Source organism: Enterobacter sp. EGD-HP1 (assembly GCF_000733275.2).
GTDB lineage: Bacteria > Pseudomonadota > Gammaproteobacteria > Enterobacterales > Enterobacteriaceae > Enterobacter.
The window spans coordinates 285393-300994 of record NZ_AVOP01000012.1 but is presented as its reverse complement, the minus strand read 5'-3'; the positions used below and the strand labels follow the sequence as shown (position 1 = coordinate 300994).

Annotated in this window: 13 protein-coding genes; 5 read left to right on the top strand and 8 right to left on the bottom strand. The window is 55.8% G+C overall.

What is annotated here, in order from left to right; genetic code table 11:
• Positions 1-126: 126 nt before the first annotated feature.
• From thyA to rppH, 4 genes are all read right to left on the bottom strand, one after another.
• Positions 127-921 carry a thymidylate synthase gene (thyA, locus tag N037_RS10525; protein ID WP_014885081.1) on the bottom strand — a complete coding sequence of 265 codons (795 nt, stop codon included), beginning with the start codon at positions 919-921 and terminating at the stop codon, positions 127-129.
• A 6-nt stretch (positions 922-927) separates the two neighbouring features.
• Complete coding sequence (gene lgt, locus N037_RS10520; RefSeq protein WP_023309046.1) at positions 928-1803, bottom strand: prolipoprotein diacylglyceryl transferase; 876 nt, start codon at positions 1801-1803, stop codon at positions 928-930.
• Positions 1804-1995: 192 nt separating this feature from the next.
• Positions 1996-4242 carry a phosphoenolpyruvate--protein phosphotransferase gene (gene ptsP, locus N037_RS10515; protein ID WP_023309047.1) on the bottom strand — a complete coding sequence of 749 codons (2247 nt, stop codon included), beginning with the start codon at positions 4240-4242 and terminating at the stop codon, positions 1996-1998.
• A 12-nt stretch (positions 4243-4254) separates the two neighbouring features.
• Complete coding sequence (gene rppH, locus N037_RS10510) at positions 4255-4785, bottom strand: RNA pyrophosphohydrolase (RefSeq protein WP_013098553.1); 531 nt, start codon at positions 4783-4785, stop codon at positions 4255-4257.
• Positions 4786-5468: 683 nt separating this feature from the next.
• Between rppH and mutH the strand changes: the two genes are divergently transcribed.
• The 3 genes from mutH (at position 5469) to N037_RS10495 (ending at position 7680) form a co-directional block, all read left to right on the top strand.
• The gene (gene mutH, locus N037_RS10505) at positions 5469-6161 is read left to right on the top strand and encodes a DNA mismatch repair endonuclease MutH (RefSeq protein ID WP_023333272.1); all 693 of its coding nucleotides are present in this window, start codon (positions 5469-5471) and stop codon (positions 6159-6161) included.
• 128 nt (positions 6162-6289) lie between these two features.
• Complete coding sequence (locus N037_RS10500) at positions 6290-6508, top strand: YgdI/YgdR family lipoprotein (RefSeq protein WP_008499668.1); 219 nt, start codon at positions 6290-6292, stop codon at positions 6506-6508.
• 131 nt (positions 6509-6639) lie between these two features.
• Positions 6640-7680 (top strand): NADP(H)-dependent aldo-keto reductase, encoded by a 1041-nt coding sequence (locus N037_RS10495; protein ID WP_032640740.1) that lies wholly within the window; start codon positions 6640-6642, stop codon positions 7678-7680.
• A gap of 93 nt (positions 7681-7773) precedes the next feature.
• Here the strand turns inward: N037_RS10495 and lplT are convergent, their stop codons facing one another.
• Both lplT and aas read right to left on the bottom strand, forming a co-directional pair.
• Positions 7774-8967 (bottom strand): lysophospholipid transporter LplT, encoded by a 1194-nt coding sequence (gene lplT / locus N037_RS10490; RefSeq protein WP_023333274.1) that lies wholly within the window; start codon positions 8965-8967, stop codon positions 7774-7776.
• Positions 8960-11119 (bottom strand): bifunctional acyl-ACP--phospholipid O-acyltransferase/long-chain-fatty-acid--ACP ligase, encoded by a 2160-nt coding sequence (aas, locus tag N037_RS10485; protein WP_032640738.1) that lies wholly within the window; start codon positions 11117-11119, stop codon positions 8960-8962. Before aas ends, lplT begins: the two co-directional genes overlap by 8 nt.
• 426 nt (positions 11120-11545) lie before the next feature.
• Here aas and galR point away from each other — a divergent pair, with 426 nt between their 5' ends.
• Positions 11546-12562, top strand: coding sequence for an HTH-type transcriptional regulator GalR (gene galR / locus N037_RS10480; RefSeq protein ID WP_032640736.1), 1017 nt, complete (start codon positions 11546-11548; stop codon positions 12560-12562).
• Here the strand turns inward: galR and N037_RS10475 are convergent.
• A complete protein-coding gene (locus N037_RS10475; protein ID WP_023333277.1) occupies positions 12523-13008 on the bottom strand; it encodes a GNAT family N-acetyltransferase in 486 nt (161 codons plus the stop codon). The genes galR and N037_RS10475 overlap by 40 nt on opposite strands.
• A 219-nt stretch (positions 13009-13227) precedes the next feature.
• Here N037_RS10475 and N037_RS10470 point away from each other — a divergent pair, with 219 nt between their 5' ends.
• Positions 13228-14265 (top strand): LacI family DNA-binding transcriptional regulator, encoded by a 1038-nt coding sequence (locus tag N037_RS10470; RefSeq protein WP_032640733.1) that lies wholly within the window; start codon positions 13228-13230, stop codon positions 14263-14265.
• On the opposite strand, the gene lysA is transcribed toward N037_RS10470, so the two are convergent.
• Positions 14235-15497 (bottom strand): diaminopimelate decarboxylase, encoded by a 1263-nt coding sequence (gene lysA, locus N037_RS10465; RefSeq protein ID WP_032640731.1) that lies wholly within the window; start codon positions 15495-15497, stop codon positions 14235-14237. The two genes, N037_RS10470 and lysA, sit on opposite strands and share 31 nt — an antisense overlap.
• Between the last annotated feature and the right edge of the window lie 105 nt (positions 15498-15602).

Genomic DNA, 15602 nt, shown 5'->3' with positions numbered 1-15602 from the left:
GCGTTATCCGCAGAATTGGGAGAGTTGCAGCGCGTTGCACACTTTCTGGATAGCGCTTCGGGAAACAGGATAAAGGCAAAAAAAAACCGGCGCTAAAGAGCACCGGTTGTGTCACGCTTTATCGCATCAGATAGCGACGGGCGCTTTGATGCCAGGATGCGGGTCGTAACCCTCAATTTCGAAATCATCAAAGCGGTAATCGAAGATTGATGCCGGTTTGCGTTTAATAATCAGCTTCGGCAGCGCACGCGGTTCGCGGGTCAGCTGGAGATGCGTCTGTTCCATGTGGTTGCTGTAAAGATGGGTATCCCCACCGGTCCAGACAAAATCACCCACTTCCAGGTCGCACTGCTGCGCCATCATGTGGACTAACAGCGCATAGCTGGCAATGTTAAACGGCAGACCGAGGAACACGTCACAGGAGCGCTGGTAGAGCTGACAGGAAAGCTTGCCATCCGCCACATAGAACTGGAAGAACGCGTGGCACGGTGCCAGCGCCATTTTATCCAGCTCGCCGACGTTCCAGGCGGAAACGATGATTCGGCGCGAGTCCGGATCGTTTTTCAGCTGGTTCATCACGGTGGTGATCTGGTCAATATGGCGACCATCAGGCGTTGGCCAGGCGCGCCACTGCTTGCCGTAAACCGGACCCAGGTTGCCGTTTTCATCTGCCCACTCGTCCCAGATTGAGACGTTATTTTCGTGCAGATACGCAACGTTGGTATCGCCTTGCAGGAACCAGAGCAGTTCATGAATGATCGAGCGCAGGTGGCAGCGCTTTGTCGTCACCAGCGGGAAGCCTTCTTGCAGATTGAAGCGCATCTGGTGGCCAAAAATGGAGAGCGTACCGGTACCGGTGCGGTCGTTTTTCGGCGTGCCCTCATCGAGCACTTTTTTCATCAATTCAAGATACTGTTTCATGGTTCCTCAGGAAATTTGTTGCTGTGGACGACGACGATACGCCCAAATCATCATAATGGCACCCGCGACAATCATCGGAATGGAGAGGATCTGCCCCATGCTGATGTACTGTACCCACTCACCGGTAAACTGTGCGTCTGGCTGACGGAAGAACTCGACGATAATACGGAATGCACCGTAGCCGATCAGGAACAGGCCGGAGACAGCGCCCATCGGACGCGGTTTGCGGATAAACAGGTTGAGGATGATAAACAGCACCACGCCTTCCAGCGCCAGCTCGTACAGCTGAGACATATGGCGCGGCAGCACGCCGTAGGTATCGAAAATGGACTGCCACTCCGGATGTGATGGCAGCAGCGCGATATCTTCTGCGCGGGAGCCCGGGAAGAGCATCGTATACGGCACGCTCGGGTCGACGCGGCCCCACAGCTCACCGTTGATAAAGTTGCCCAAACGGCCAGCGCCGAGACCAAACGGGATCAGTGGTGCGATGAAATCTGACACCTGGAAGAAGTTGCGTTTGGTCCGTTTGGCAAAAATTACCATTACCAGGATCACCCCAATCAGGCCTCCGTGGAAGGACATGCCGCCGTCCCAGACGCGGAACAGATAGAGCGGATCGTTCAGGAATACCGGGAAGTTATAGAACAGCACATAACCAATACGGCCACCGAGGAACACGCCGAGGAAGCCCGCATAAAGCAGGTTTTCAACTTCGTTTTTCGTCCAGCCGCTGCCCGGACGGCTGGCGCGACGGCCAGCGAGCCACATGGCAAAAATGAAGCCCACCAGGTACATCAGACCGTACCAGTGAAGCGAAACAGGCCCTACTGAGAAAATGACCGGATCAAATTCCGGAAAATGCAGATAACCACTGTTCATCTGTCACCACAAGATGTTGTTATTCCGCTGAAAGTGGACAGCGGTAGAAATGCGATTCTGCCGTAAGCAGAGGCTCCAAAGTTGCGAATCATAGCACAAGGCGGGCGCGGAGGATGCGCCAGAGATGTAAAAGATGTGTATAGGGTTTTGAGTGCGCTGATGCCCTCACCCACAGGGAGAGGGCAGAGAGAACTAGCGGCCGCCGCGGATCAGGCCCCCCATACCGCGCCGTTCCATAAACGCCGCGACCTGATGACGAACCTCAGCCGCAAGCTGCGCGTCAAGGCTTCGTTCAGCCAGCTCGCGGGCATCATTGATGTCGATATGTCGCAGCAGGTACTTCACGCGGGCAACCGCGCGACCGTTCATCGACAGATGGCGGTATCCAAGGCCAATCAGGATAGCAACACACATTGAATCTCCGGCCATTTCACCGCACAGGCGTAGATCAATGCCGTACTGTTCAGCCTCGCGGGCGATCATCGCTAACGCACGAATGATTGCCGGGTGCAGGCTATCGTAGATACTGGCCACGCGGGTGTTGTTACGGTCAACGGCCAGGATGTATTGCGTCAGGTCGTTTGTGCCGACAGAGATAAAATCAACACGGTTTGCCAGCTGCGGCAGCATAAAGACCATAGACGGCACTTCAAGCATCACCCCAATCCGCGGTTTCGGGATCGCATAGCCGATCATCTCTTCTACTTCACGGCCTGCACGTTCGATCAGTCTCCGGGACTCGTCGATCTCATCAATGCTGGTGACCATCGGCAGTAAGATGCTGAGATTGCCCGTCGCCGCGTTGGCGCGCAGCATCGCACGCACCTGGATCAGGAAGATCTCCGGCTGATCGAGCGTAATGCGGATCCCACGCCAGCCCAGGCACGGGTTTTCTTCACTGATCGGCATATAGGGCAGCTGTTTATCCGCGCCGACATCCAGGGTTCGCAGGGTGACAGGTTTGTCGTTAAACATCTGCAGCATCCCCTGATACTGCGCCACCTGCTCCTCTTCGGAGGGGAAACCGCTCTGTAGCATGAACGGGATTTCAGTACGGTATAAACCAATACCGTCGATGCGGCTGCCGAGCTTTTCTTCATGCTCAGGGCTTAAACCGGCGTTGAGCATGACTTTGATTCGCTCTCCGCTCTTTAGCTGTGCGGGCAGGTTAACGTCATCTTCCGCCAGCTTGCTTAATTCATTCTCTTCGCTGATAAGACGCTGGTATTCCTGGAGCAGAACCGGCTCAGGATCGACCAGCAGCTCACCGCGATAGCCGTCAACTACCAGCGTACGGCGGTGCAGTACCGACGGCTGGATATCGGCCCCCATAACGGTTGGGATACCCAGCGCGCGCACCATAATGGCGGCATGCGAGTTGGCGGCACCATCGCGCACCACCACACCGGCCAGCCTGTCCTGGGGCAGTTCAGCCAGCGTCGTTGCCGAGAGTTCATCGGCGACCAGAACAAACCGTTTTGGCCAGGCATTCGGCCCCTGAATGGTGTCGTCGAGATGGAACAGCAGACGTTGACCCAGGGCGCGGAGATCGCCAGCCCGCTCTTTCAGGTAACCGTCGGTTAGTGCCGCAAATTGGTCGGCAAATTTTTCGATGACCTTCTTAACCGCCCACTCCGCGACCGAGCCTTTATCCACCTCCGCAAAAAGCTCGCGACGCAGACGCGCATCGGAGAGCAGGTGCGAATAGAGGTCAAAGATCGCTGCCGTCTCTTTTTGCGCGCCTGCGGCAAAGCGCTTGCTGTAACGCCGAAATTCATTCGCCGCCTCTTCCAGCGCGGCGGTAAGACGCTCGCGCTCAAGCGCTTCATCAAGCGTTGAGGCTTCGTAAACCTGCTCCATTAGCGGCAGGGTGGCATCCATCCAGCCTTCCGCTATCGCCACGCCTGGCGAGGCCGGAAGGGCACGAATGCGCGTATGGCGATACTGACCAAAGAGCGCGGCAAGCTGGGACTGGGAGAGGATCGCCGCCATCTGCGTGGCCAGCGTGACGAGGAAAGACTCTTCGCTTTCATCGTACTGACGTAGCTCGCGCTGCTGGACGACCAGCACGCCAAGCAGCTGGCGACGCTGGATAATCGGCACGCCAAGGAAAGCGCGGAAGCGCTCTTCTTTTACGGAAGGGATGTATTTAAAGCTGGGGTGTTTTTGTGCATCAGCAAGGTTGATAGGTTCAGCCAGCCGGCCAACCAGACCGACGATACCTTCGTCAAATGCCAGCGTTACGGTGCGTCCACGTGGTTTTTTCAAACCACGGGTCGCCATCAGGTAATAGCAGCGCCGATCGTGGTCGGCCAGATACACCGAACAGACCTCGGTCTCCATCGCAAGACAGATGTCAGTGACCAGAATATTCAGCGCCTCGTTCAGACGCGGAGCACTGGCCACCTTCTCGACTATTTCTCGCAAGCGGGTGAGCATGATTTGCGTAGCTTAACCTCTTTTACGTCGCCATGCAGGTGCGCTCTGCGGCTTAGGCGGGATCTCCTGAAGCTGCATTACCACACTTGCAAACTCTTTCATCACCCTTCGGTAAACATCGCGTTTAAATGACACGACCTGACGAACAGGATACCAATAGCTCACCCAGCGCCAGCCATCGAACTCCGGCGTACTGCTGGTTTGCATATTGATGTCTGAATCGTTGCCCACCAACTGCAACAGAAACCACTTCTGTTTCTGGCCGATACAAACCGGCTTTGTGTCCCAACGCACCAAACGTTTCGGTAACTTGTAACGCAACCAGTTGCGGGTCGAAGCCAGGATGCGAACATCTTTCCGGCTTAAACCGACCTCTTCAAAAAGCTCCCGGTACATCGCTTGTTCTGGGGACTCTCCTGGATTGATCCCGCCTTGCGGGAACTGCCAGGAGTGCTGACCATATCGCCGGGCCCACATTACCTGGCCCTGACGATTACAAATTACTATTCCTACGTTCGGGCGGTAGCCATCGTCATCAATCACCGGACTACCCCAAACTAAACCTTATATATGAATGATTGTTTCACACTACAGGGAGGCGGTAAACCACTCTCTTACAGGGCTGCAGCCTAATAACATTTGAATAACTCACAAATAAGTGCTGAGTTATAAACAGATGAGAGTCAGTAAAGGGAATTTTATTCACCTTTTCTGTGGATATAGTTGTGAAGAAGTGTCTGATTACCGATGAACAACCTGAAACACCGCCGTGCTCTCTCTTTTACCTTAACTCAATAATATATTTATTTTCATATAGTTATATGTGTTTTCATGTACACAAAACAGAATAGCGTGACGATCGTCACATCAGGGATCGTCGTGCTGATGAAAGATCGAACAGCGTCGGTTTTATCCACAGATTGTGCCAATAAGTTAGTCACAATTTGTTTGAAAATTCGATTTTCATCGCACGTCAAGGCTGTAAATTGAAACAGTAGTCAGGGTTATGCCCAGTTATCCCATTTTTCTGTGGATAACATGGTGTAAGATCCTGTTCATTGTCAGTGACCAGATTTGAACAACCGGTTTTCTGCCTCAGGTGAAACGATTTCAAGCCAATAAAAAAACCTATAAATCATAGACATGGAATATTGGTACAGAAATAGTTAAACTCTATCCACAGGGGACAATTTCTTAGCTTGTTTTTTAATCAAAAGGTTACCTTCATGCATCCGCTTACACCCTTGCTCTCACCTCCGTCCAGCGAGGGCCAGCTGCTACAGCAGGCACAGCGACTGGCTGGCTTTTCGCTTGGCGAGCTGGCGGCAATGGCAGGGCTTCAGATCCCGAAGGATCTGAAGCGGGATAAAGGCTGGATCGGCATGCTGCTTGAACTCTGGCTGGGTGCCAGCGCAGGGAGCAAACCCGAGCAGGATTTTGCAGCACTTGGCGTGGAATTAAAAACCATCCCAATAGACAGCCAGGGCAAGCCCCTGGAGACCACCTTCGTCTGCGTTGCGCCATTAACCGGTAACACCGGCGTGACGTGGGAATCCAGCCACGTTCGCCACAAGCTGAAGCGCGTGTTGTGGGTACCGGTTGAAGGTGAGCGTCAGATCCCTCTGGCTGAGCGTCGCGTTGGCGCGCCGCTGCTCTGGAGCCCGAACGACGATGAAGAGCATCAGCTGCGGCTGGACTGGGAGGAACTGATGGACATGATTGTGCTTGGGCAGGTAGAGCGCATCACCGCCCGACACGGAGAAGTATTACAACTGCGCCCGAAAGCAGCCAACAGCAAAGCGCTTACCGAGGCAATCGGCGCGCAGGGTGAGCCGATCCTGACGTTGCCGCGCGGTTTTTATCTCAAAAAGAATTTCACCGGCGCACTTCTGGCACGTCATTTCCTGTTAAAAACATAGTTTTTTATTTATTTTGAGAGCTCTCAAAAATAATCGACTGCTTTTTAAGATTTTACCGCTTCCTCAAGCCGCCATATCGGGTTAATACTAGATTATGATTTGATACGCGCCAGATGAGGACGATAACGATGAAAAAATGGGCAGTGTTAGTTTCAGCAGTCGGTTTAGCGTTTGCCGTATCGGGCTGTAGCAGCGATTACGTTATGGCGACAAAAGATGGTCGAATGATCCTGACCGACGGCAAACCCGAAGTCGACGATGATACCGGTCTGGTCAGCTACCGCGACCAGGAAGGCAATAAAATGCAGATCAATCGCGACGAAGTATCGCAAATTATCGAGCGATAATCAGAGAGAGGTCAGTCACTTGCTGGCCTTTTTGATTTTTTTCTTCCCCTTTTGCTTCCCCTCTGCCATGTTTATATTCCTTTGTCGGGCACGCCCTGACGCGGTCTATAAGTCTACTGAGGAAGCCGGCTATGCATTATCACCGTATCCCCCACAGCGCTCTGGAAATAAGCCAACTGGGGTTGGGCACGATGACATTTGGTGAACAAAACAGCGAAGCCGATGCCCATGCACAACTCGATTACGCCGTCAGCCAGGGTATTAACCTGATTGATGTCGCAGAGATGTACCCTGTTCCGCCACGTCCGGAAACGCAGGGACTTACCGAAACCTACGTCGGTAACTGGCTGGCAAAACGCGGCAACCGTGAAAAGCTGGTGATTGCCTCAAAAGTCAGTGGCCCTGCGCGCAACAACGATTCCGGGATCCGCCCAAATCAGATCCTCGATCGCAAGAATATCCGCGCCGCGCTGGACGCCAGCCTGAAGCGCCTGCAAACCGACTATCTCGATCTGTATCAGGTGCACTGGCCGCAGCGCCCAACCAACTGCTTTGGTAAGCTTGGCTATAGCTGGAATGAGAGCGCCCCCGCCGTAACGCTGCTGGAAACGCTGGAAGCGCTGACTGAGTGCCAGCGCGCGGGAAAAATCCGCTACATTGGCGTTTCCAACGAAACGGCCTTTGGCGTAATGCGTTATCTGCACCTTGCAGATAAACACGATCTGCCGCGTATCGTCACCATCCAGAATCCGTACAGCCTGCTTAACCGTAGCTATGAGGTAGGCCTGGCAGAAGTAACACAGTATGAAGAAGTGGAGCTTCTCGCCTATTCCTGTCTCGGCTTTGGCACGCTGACGGGGAAATACCTGAACGGCGCGAAGCCGGCCGGAGCGCGTAACACCCTCTTTAGCCGCTTTACCCGCTACAGCGGCGAGCAGACGCAGAAAGCCGTTGCAGCCTACGTGGATATTGCAAAGCGTCACGGTCTTGACCCTGCGCAGATGGCGCTGGCCTTCGTGCGTCGTCAGCCGTTTGTTGCCAGCACCCTGCTGGGCGCGACCACCATGGAACAGTTGAAAACCAATATTGAGAGTTTCCACCTGAACCTGAGCGAAGAGGTATTAGCGGAGATTGAAGCGGTGCATCAGGTTTATACGTATCCTGCGCCGTAATAAAAGCAAAACGGCAACGCACGTTGCCGTTTTTAGGGTTTGCTCCCTCTCCCTGTGGGAGAGGGCCGGGGTGAGGGCATCAGGCCGCACTTATCAGCGCCGACGCTGCCAGATCCACAAACCCGCAATCGCCAGCGCAAATAGCCCACCAAACCCGACGCCAATCCCCACTACCGGCACACCCACTTTTACCGCCAGCGAGTAGAGCCCCAGCATCAACAGCATCGCCAGGTTTTCACCCAGGTTTTGTACCGCGATAGCATTCCCCGCCCCGACGGTCTGCTTGCCACGTTCCTGCAGCAACGCGTTCAGCGGCACCACGAAGAAACCGCCCAGAATACCAATCAGGATGAGGAGAGCATACGCAGGCAATAACGCATGTTGCAGCGAGAAAATCAGCACCACGACGCCAATCAGGATGCCTGCGGGCATGCAGCGTGCTACCGTCTCGAGCGTCACCAGCTTCGCCGCCGCGCCTGCCCCCACCACAATGCCGATGGCCACCATCGCATTCAGATAGGTCGGCGTCGCGTTGTCCGTAATGCCCAGCGCCACCGGCACCCACAGCACCAACAGGAAGCGCAGCGTGACGCCCGCGCCCCAGAACATACTGGTTCCCATCAGGGAGAAACGCGTTTCTCCGTTACGCCACAGCACGCGACAGGCGGTAAAGAAACTGCCGGTCATCGGTTTAAAGCGCCAGGACTGGCCCGGACGAGCCACAGGCAGCTTAGGAATAAACAGGTTCGCCACAACTGCCCCGCCATACACCACCGCGCATACGCCCAGTGCCGCCAGGACATGCCAGTCGGCCAGCACACCGCCCGCGACGGATCCGAGCAGGATAGCGGCAATGGTTGACGACTCCATCAGACCGTTGGCTTTCACCAGCTTATCGCCCGTGGTCAGCTCTCCGAGGATGCCATACTTCGCCGGGGAGTAGGCGGCGGCGCCAATGCCCACCAGCGTGTAGCCAATAAACGGATTGAAACCAAAGCAAATACTGGCGGCCCCCAGCAGCTTGAGACCGTTGGCAAACATCATCACCCGGCCTTTCGGGAAACTGTCCGCCACCTGCCCGACGAACGGAGCAAAGATAATGTAAGCGCCCACAAACACCATCTGCAGGATCGGCTGGCTCCAGTCGGGGTAAAACTCGGCTTTCAACAGCGCCAGAGTGGCAAACAGCAGCGCGTTATCACCGAACGCAGAGAGAAACTGCGCGGCGATGACGGCCATCATGCCTTTCGACCTGAGCGATGTGTTAGTGTGTACTGACTCACGCATTTTGCTGTTCCGCCTCTTCTACCATGCCTTTCAGGGTCACGAAATCGGGCTTACCGCTACCCAGCACCGGGAGCTGCTTCAGATAGCGAATATCGCGCGGCACGGCCAGTTCAGGAATACCGTGTTCACGCGCGTGACTCAGCAGCCTGTCGCGCTTAAGCTCGGCGTCGGTCGTAAACAGCACCAGCGCCTCGCCTTTGCTGGCATCACTCTTCACCACCGTCGCATGCATCTTATCCGCGGAGACGGCCGTCGCCAGCTGCTCGACCATTTCCAGAGAGACCATTTCACCGGCGATTTTGGCGAAGCGTTTCGCGCGTCCCTGAATCTGCACAAAGCCTTGTTCATCAAAACGGACAATATCACCGGTGTCGTACCAGCCGGTTTCAACTTCGCCGTTGACGTTTTCAGCCGTTGGCACCTCAAGCACGCCTGGGTTTTCCACGCGCAGATAACCGTTCATCACGTTTGGCCCTTTCAGCTGCAGACGGCCACCGTCCTCAATGCCCGGCACGGCCAGCAGACGCGCGTCCATCCCCGGCAGAATTCGACCCACCGTACCCGGCTTCGCCGCCATCGGTACGTTAATCGAGACCACGGGAGCACACTCGGTAACGCCATAGCCTTCGAGAATGCGCAGGCCAAACTTGTCCTGCCAGATCTGACGCGTGCTCTCCTGCAGTTTTTCCGCACCGGCCACCACGTAGCGCACGCGATAGAAGTCATACGGATTGGCGAAACGCGCATAGTTGCCAAGGAACGTTGAAGTGCCGAACAGAACGGTGCAGTTACGGTCGTAAACCAGCTCCGGCACGATGCGATAATGCAGCGGGCTTGGGTAGAGGAACACTTCCGCGCCGGTCAGCAGCGGCGTAAACAACCCCACCGTCAGGCCAAAGGAGTGGAACAGCGGCAGCGCCGACATAAAACGGTCATCCGCGGTAAAGTCAGCAATGCTTTTGATCTGCTCAACGTTCGCCAGAATGCTTTTGTGGCTGTGGACAACGCCTTTCGGGTTGCCCTCTGACCCCGACGTGAAGAGGATAATCGCGTCATCTTCCGGCTGCTGTTTGACCTGGGCCAGACGCGGCATCACCAGGTGAGCAAAAATCCACAGCTTGTCGCCGGTGGTCACGTCCGCTTTCAGGTCCTCCAGGAAGACCCAGCGCACCTGGGTGAGCTGCTCGGGAAGATGCCAGAGCTTGCCCTTGTCCAGGAACTGACGGGAGGTAAAGACGGTATTAATCTGGGCAGCGGTGATGGCGCTGGTCAGCCCTTTCACTCCAGCCGTGTAGTTCATCATTGCCGGAATACGCCCCCGGGAAACTGCACCAAAAATCACCGCGGCGCTGATGCCCGCGTTAGGCAGCATCAGGCCAATCTTTTCGCCCTTCTTGCTGTACTTCTCAAGGATGCGGCCCACAAACAGGGTCTTGGTTAGCAGTTTGCGATAGGTATCCGGAGTAAAATTGATGTCTTCGATGCAGTTTTTCTTCGCGCCATAGCGGTGCTGCGCGGAAAGCAGGGATTCGTACAGCGTTTCGCGCGGACGCACGGCCATGCGCGCTTCCATCATAATCTGGTGCAGCATTTCCCCGGCGATTTTACGGCGATCGCGGGCACGCGGTGCGTCGGGCATCGGTAGCGACGTTGGCGGCAGAATATGCAGCGTGATTTTTGGGAACAGACGCTGCTTCACCCGCCCTTTCAGGCGGCTGAAATGGGTCAGCTCTGCGCCTTCAATGCGCAGCGGCACCACGGTCGCTTTTGACTTCGCCGCGACAAACCCCGCGCCGTCGTAGATTTTCATCAGCGAACCGGTCACTGAAATACGCCCTTCCGGGAAAATCACCACCGGACGCCCCTGCTCAACCAGACGTACCAGATGCTTAATCATCATCGGCTTGGTCGGGTCGAGCGGCACAAAATCAATCAGCGGCGTGAGCCAGCGCATGTACCACTGCTGGCTGATGGAGGTATAGACCGCAAACACCGGGCGCACGGGTAAAAACAGCGCTAGCAGGATGCCGTCGATAAAGGAAACATGATTTGGTGTGATAAGAACGCGTTCGCCACGAAGCGCCTGGGCATCGCCAGTCACGCGGATGCGAAAGAAAATACGGAACAGTGTACGGAAGAACCCAAATAGCATCTCAACTCCCTTTGCCAGCCAGTGTGAAGGGTTGATAGTAAATGGTGGCAGATTACACGAGAAGTGATACGGGAGCGACAAGCAAAAATAGAGGCGAAAAAAAACCTGCGCATCCGCGCAGGTTGGTGCAAGAGATGAGTACGAAACCGTACTAAGAATTCTCACCAATCAATACCTCTGGGATCACAACTGTATCAACCTCTTTAACGCCCTTACTATCGGACAATCGCAACAGCCTGAGGCAAAGTGTAACCAAAGGTTCAGATTGACATTCTTCAGACATGACTGCGCGTGTAACGATTACACTACCAGGGTTGTGCTGCGTCACGTTTGTGGAGAGCGAAAATCCGCTCCCCTTGAATGCGCGCTGCTTTTCCGCAACACTATTTGGTGTGTAAACGCTTACCCCCAATAAGAAGGTAATGAATGGCGACAATAAAGGATGTGGCCCGTCTGGCAGGTGTGTCGGTAGCAACCGTCTCCCGCGTGATTAACGACTCACCGAAAGCCAGTGACGCATCACGCCAGGCGGTACAAAACGCCATGGAATCCCTGAACTATCATCCCAATGCCAATGCCCGCGCGCTCGCCCAGCAGTCCACAGAAACCATTGGTCTGGTGGTGGGCGATGTCTCCGATCCCTTTTTCGGCGCGATGGTGAAAGCCGTTGAACAGGTTTCTTATCAGACAGGCAATTTTTTGCTGATCGGCAATGGCTATCATAATGAACAAAAAGAACGCCAGGCCATCGAGCAGCTGATCCGCCACCGCTGCGCGGCGCTGGTGGTTCACGCCAAAATGATCCCGGATGCCGAACTGATCCATCTGATGAAGCAGATCCCCGGGATGGTCATCATCAACCGCATTATTCCCGGGTTTGAAAAACGCTGCGTGGCGCTCGACGACCGCTACGGCGCGTGGCTTGCGACCCGTCATCTGATTCAGCAGGGCCACACCCGGATTGGCTATCTCTGTTCAAATCACCCGATTTCTGATGCAGAAGACCGCCTGCAGGGCTACTACGATGCCCTGCGCGAAAACGGACTGCCGTGTAACGATCGTCTGGTGGCCTACGGTGAACCGGATGAGAGCGGGGGTGAGCAGGCCATGACCGAACTGCTGGGTCGCGGACGGAATTTCACGGCGGTTGCCAGCTATAACGACTCGATGGCCGCAGGGGCAATGGGGGTGTTGAACGACAACGGGATTGAGGTACCGGCAGAAATTTCGCTGATTGGCTTCGATGACGTGCTGGTCTCTCGCTATGTGCGCCCGCGTCTGACCACCGTGCGCTACCCGATTATCACCATGGCCACGCAGGCTGCCGAGCTGGCGTTAGCGCTGGCGGAACAGCGCCAGCCGCCGGATATTACGCATCTGTTTAGCCCGACGCTGGTTCGCCGTCACTCCGTTGCCTCACTTGCGGAAGCGCAGAGCGAATAGCGGTAGAGGTGAACCCGCGTGTTGGGGTATTCCAGCCCATCACCAATATACTGCCAGCCGTAACGCTCGTAAAAGTCGCGGCAGGCAGACCAGAGGTGCAGTTCTTCATACCCCGCCTGTGCCGCCCAGGTAATAACATGCTGCTGTAACCGTCCTGCCAGCCCCTTACCTCGCGCCGCGTCGTCGACGTAGAGCGCCGCCAGCCACGGAAAGAGGTCCTGACGGGTTATCAAATCGCAGCGCCAGAGCCCTACCGTACCCAGAAGCTGTTCGTCCTCAACGGCGATAAAGGTCAGCGGTAATGCTCCCGGCGTCTGGCTGTGCTCAACGATGCTGTGGAAAAATTCCCGAGGGAGCCCTTCGCCAAAGGCCTGCCAGAGCCAGTCGGTGACCTGCTCCGCAAAGTGCGGTGCCTGGTAAAGCGGGAGGATGACACTCTTTTTCACGTTTCACCTGCGTTTTCTCATGTAACTGCCGGCCTGAAGCCCCGGCCCGGTTCGGCGATTATTTTACCAGAGTCAGACTATTTAGTTTTACTTCAGGTTAACCAGATGCATCGTTACCAAAAGCGTGATCGTGGCGGAGTTTTTGCGCTTCCCGCATCGCTTATACGCCGTGAGGTCTGTGTTAAACTGCAAACCATTACGTGGAAGCAGGAATGTAGAATGGCAACAATGCTGGATGTCTCACTGCGTGCGGGCGTGTCGAAGGCTACCGTCTCGCGCGTGCTGAACGGCACGGGTCAGGTTAAAGAGAGTACGCGTCAGCAGGTGTTTACGGCGATGGAAGAGCTGGGCTATCGCCCGAACTTTCTCGCGCGTTCGCTGGCTAACCAGACCAGCAACAGCATTGGTCTGGTCGTCTCTACCTTCGACGGCTTTTACTTTGGTCGCCTTCTCCAGCAGGCCTCGCGGCAGACTGAAACTCACGGGAAACAGCTGATCGTCACCGACGGTCACGACGCGCCGGAACAGGAAGAACAGGCGGTACAGATGCTGGCCGATCGCCAGTGCGATGCCATCGTGCTTTACACGCGCTACATGAGCGAAAAAGCGATCGTCAAACTGATGGACACCGTAAAAACGCCGCTGGTGGTCATTAACCGTGAAGTGAGCCAGGCGCCGGATCGCTGTGTGTTCTTCGAACAGCAGGATGCGGCGTTTAAGGCCGTGGATTACCTGATAAGCCAGGGCCATCGGGAGATCGCCTGTATCACCGTGCCGATCCATACCCCAACCGGGAAAGCGAGGCTGATGGGCTATCGCAAGGCGCTGGAAAAGCACGGTATTCGCCTGGACGAGCGTCGGATAAAGTACGGCGATGCGGGAATGACGCGGGGATACGAGCTGTGCAAGGAGTTGATTGCCGACGGCGTGCCGTTTAGCGCCCTGTTTGCCTGTAACGATGATATGGCGCTGGGCGCGTCGAAAGCGTTACATCAGGCGGGGCTTAAAATCCCGCAGGATATTTCGCTGTTCGGCTTTGACGATGCCCCAAGCGCGAAATGGCTGGAGCCTGCACTCTCATCGGTTTATCTGCCCATCGACAACATGATTGTCACGGCCATCGATCAGGCGATCCGGCTGGCAAAAAACCAGCCGGTCGATGCCATCCCGCCGTTTACCGGCACGCTGGTCTTACGCGATTCGGTCACAACGGGGCCGTACTTTCATCAGATGAGTTCTAAAGCCAGCAGTTCCTGAATGGTCTGACGACGACGGATCAGCCGTGCCTTGCCGTTGTCAAACAGCACTTCCGGCAGCAGCGGGCGGCTGTTGTAGTTAGATGACATCGACGCCCCATAGGCACCGGTATCATGCAGCACAAGATAATCACCCGGCTTGACCTCTGGCAGCGCGCGGGTCTCTACTTTGCCGCCTTCCTGCTGGGTAAACACGTCGCCCGATTCGCACAGCGGCCCCGCAACAACCGTCTCAACCCGCGGCGCCTGCGTTAAATCACGGCCGTCGGCGGCCAGGGCGGTAATGTGGTGATAGCTTCCGTACATGGACGGACGCATCAGATCGTTAAAACCTGCGTCAATCAACACGAAGTGGCGAGACCCCATCTCTTTCACGCTGCGCACCTGCGAAACCAGCACGCCGGCTTCCGCCACCAGGAAACGACCCGGCTCAATTTCCAGCTTCACCGCGTGACCAAGATGCGCGGCAATTTGATCACGCGCGGCGCTCCACAGACCGTAATAGTGATCGGTATCGATCGCCTCTTCGCCTTCGCGATAGGGAATAGAGAGACCGCCACCGGCAGAGATCGCCTCCAGATCCTGGCGGAAGTCGACAACCTGGCGCACCATCGCGCCGCACACCTGCTCCAGGTGGCCGTAATCGACGCCAGAGCCAATGTGCATATGAATACCCACCAGCTTCAGGTTGTAGCGCTGTAATACCTCCAGCGCGGCAGGCATATCGGCATACCAGATCCCGTGCTTGCTGTTTTCGCCGCCGGTATTGGTTTTTTGGCTGTGACCATGACCAAAGCCCGGGTTCACGCGCAGCCAGACGCGATGGCCGGGAGAAACCTGACCCAGCTGCTCCAGCATATCCACAGAACCCGCATTCACCGGGATCTGCAGTTCGTGGACGCGCGCAAGCGTCGCATCGTCGATCACGTCGGCGGTAAAGACGATCGCGTCGCCGTCGGCTTTCGGATCGAATCCGGCCGCCAGCGCGCGCTCGATTTCGCCCAGGGAGACGGAGTCGACCTTCACGCCCTGCTCACGCATCAGGCGCAGAATATGGATATTGGAGCAGGCTTTCTGGGCAAAACGCACCACGTCGAACTGATGCAGGGCGGCGATCTTCTCGCGAACGATCTGCGCGTCGTAGACCCACACCGGGCAGCCAAACTCGGCAGGCAGGCGCAGCAGGTTGTCGGCGTTCAAATCGGTATCAGTCTGGTTCAGCGGGCGTGGCATGGTCTTCTCCGGGTAAATGCGTTTTGATGATTACGCCACAGCGCAAAGAGAATAAAAAATATCGTTTTATCGCGAGTCTATGCAAAAATGATATGGATAGTCATC

Excerpts from the sequence above, each read along its gene's own strand:
- thyA (WP_014885081.1), bottom strand. The coding sequence starts at position 921 with ATGAAACAGTATCTTGAATTGATGAAAAAAGTGCTCGATGAGGGCACG.
- lgt (WP_023309046.1), bottom strand. The coding sequence starts at position 1,803 with ATGAACAGTGGTTATCTGCATTTTCCGGAATTTGATCCGGTCATTTTC.
- ptsP (WP_023309047.1), bottom strand. The coding sequence starts at position 4,242 with ATGCTCACCCGCTTGCGAGAAATAGTCGAGAAGGTGGCCAGTGCTCCG.
- mutH (WP_023333272.1), top strand. The coding sequence starts at position 5,469 with ATGCATCCGCTTACACCCTTGCTCTCACCTCCGTCCAGCGAGGGCCAG.
- N037_RS10500 (WP_008499668.1), top strand. The coding sequence starts at position 6,290 with ATGAAAAAATGGGCAGTGTTAGTTTCAGCAGTCGGTTTAGCGTTTGCC.
- N037_RS10495 (WP_032640740.1), top strand. The coding sequence starts at position 6,640 with ATGCATTATCACCGTATCCCCCACAGCGCTCTGGAAATAAGCCAACTG.
- lplT (WP_023333274.1), bottom strand. The coding sequence starts at position 8,967 with ATGCGTGAGTCAGTACACACTAACACATCGCTCAGGTCGAAAGGCATG.
- aas (WP_032640738.1), bottom strand. The coding sequence starts at position 11,119 with ATGCTATTTGGGTTCTTCCGTACACTGTTCCGTATTTTCTTTCGCATC.
- galR (WP_032640736.1), top strand. The coding sequence starts at position 11,546 with ATGGCGACAATAAAGGATGTGGCCCGTCTGGCAGGTGTGTCGGTAGCA.
- N037_RS10470 (WP_032640733.1), top strand. The coding sequence starts at position 13,228 with ATGGCAACAATGCTGGATGTCTCACTGCGTGCGGGCGTGTCGAAGGCT.
- lysA (WP_032640731.1), bottom strand. The coding sequence starts at position 15,497 with ATGCCACGCCCGCTGAACCAGACTGATACCGATTTGAACGCCGACAAC.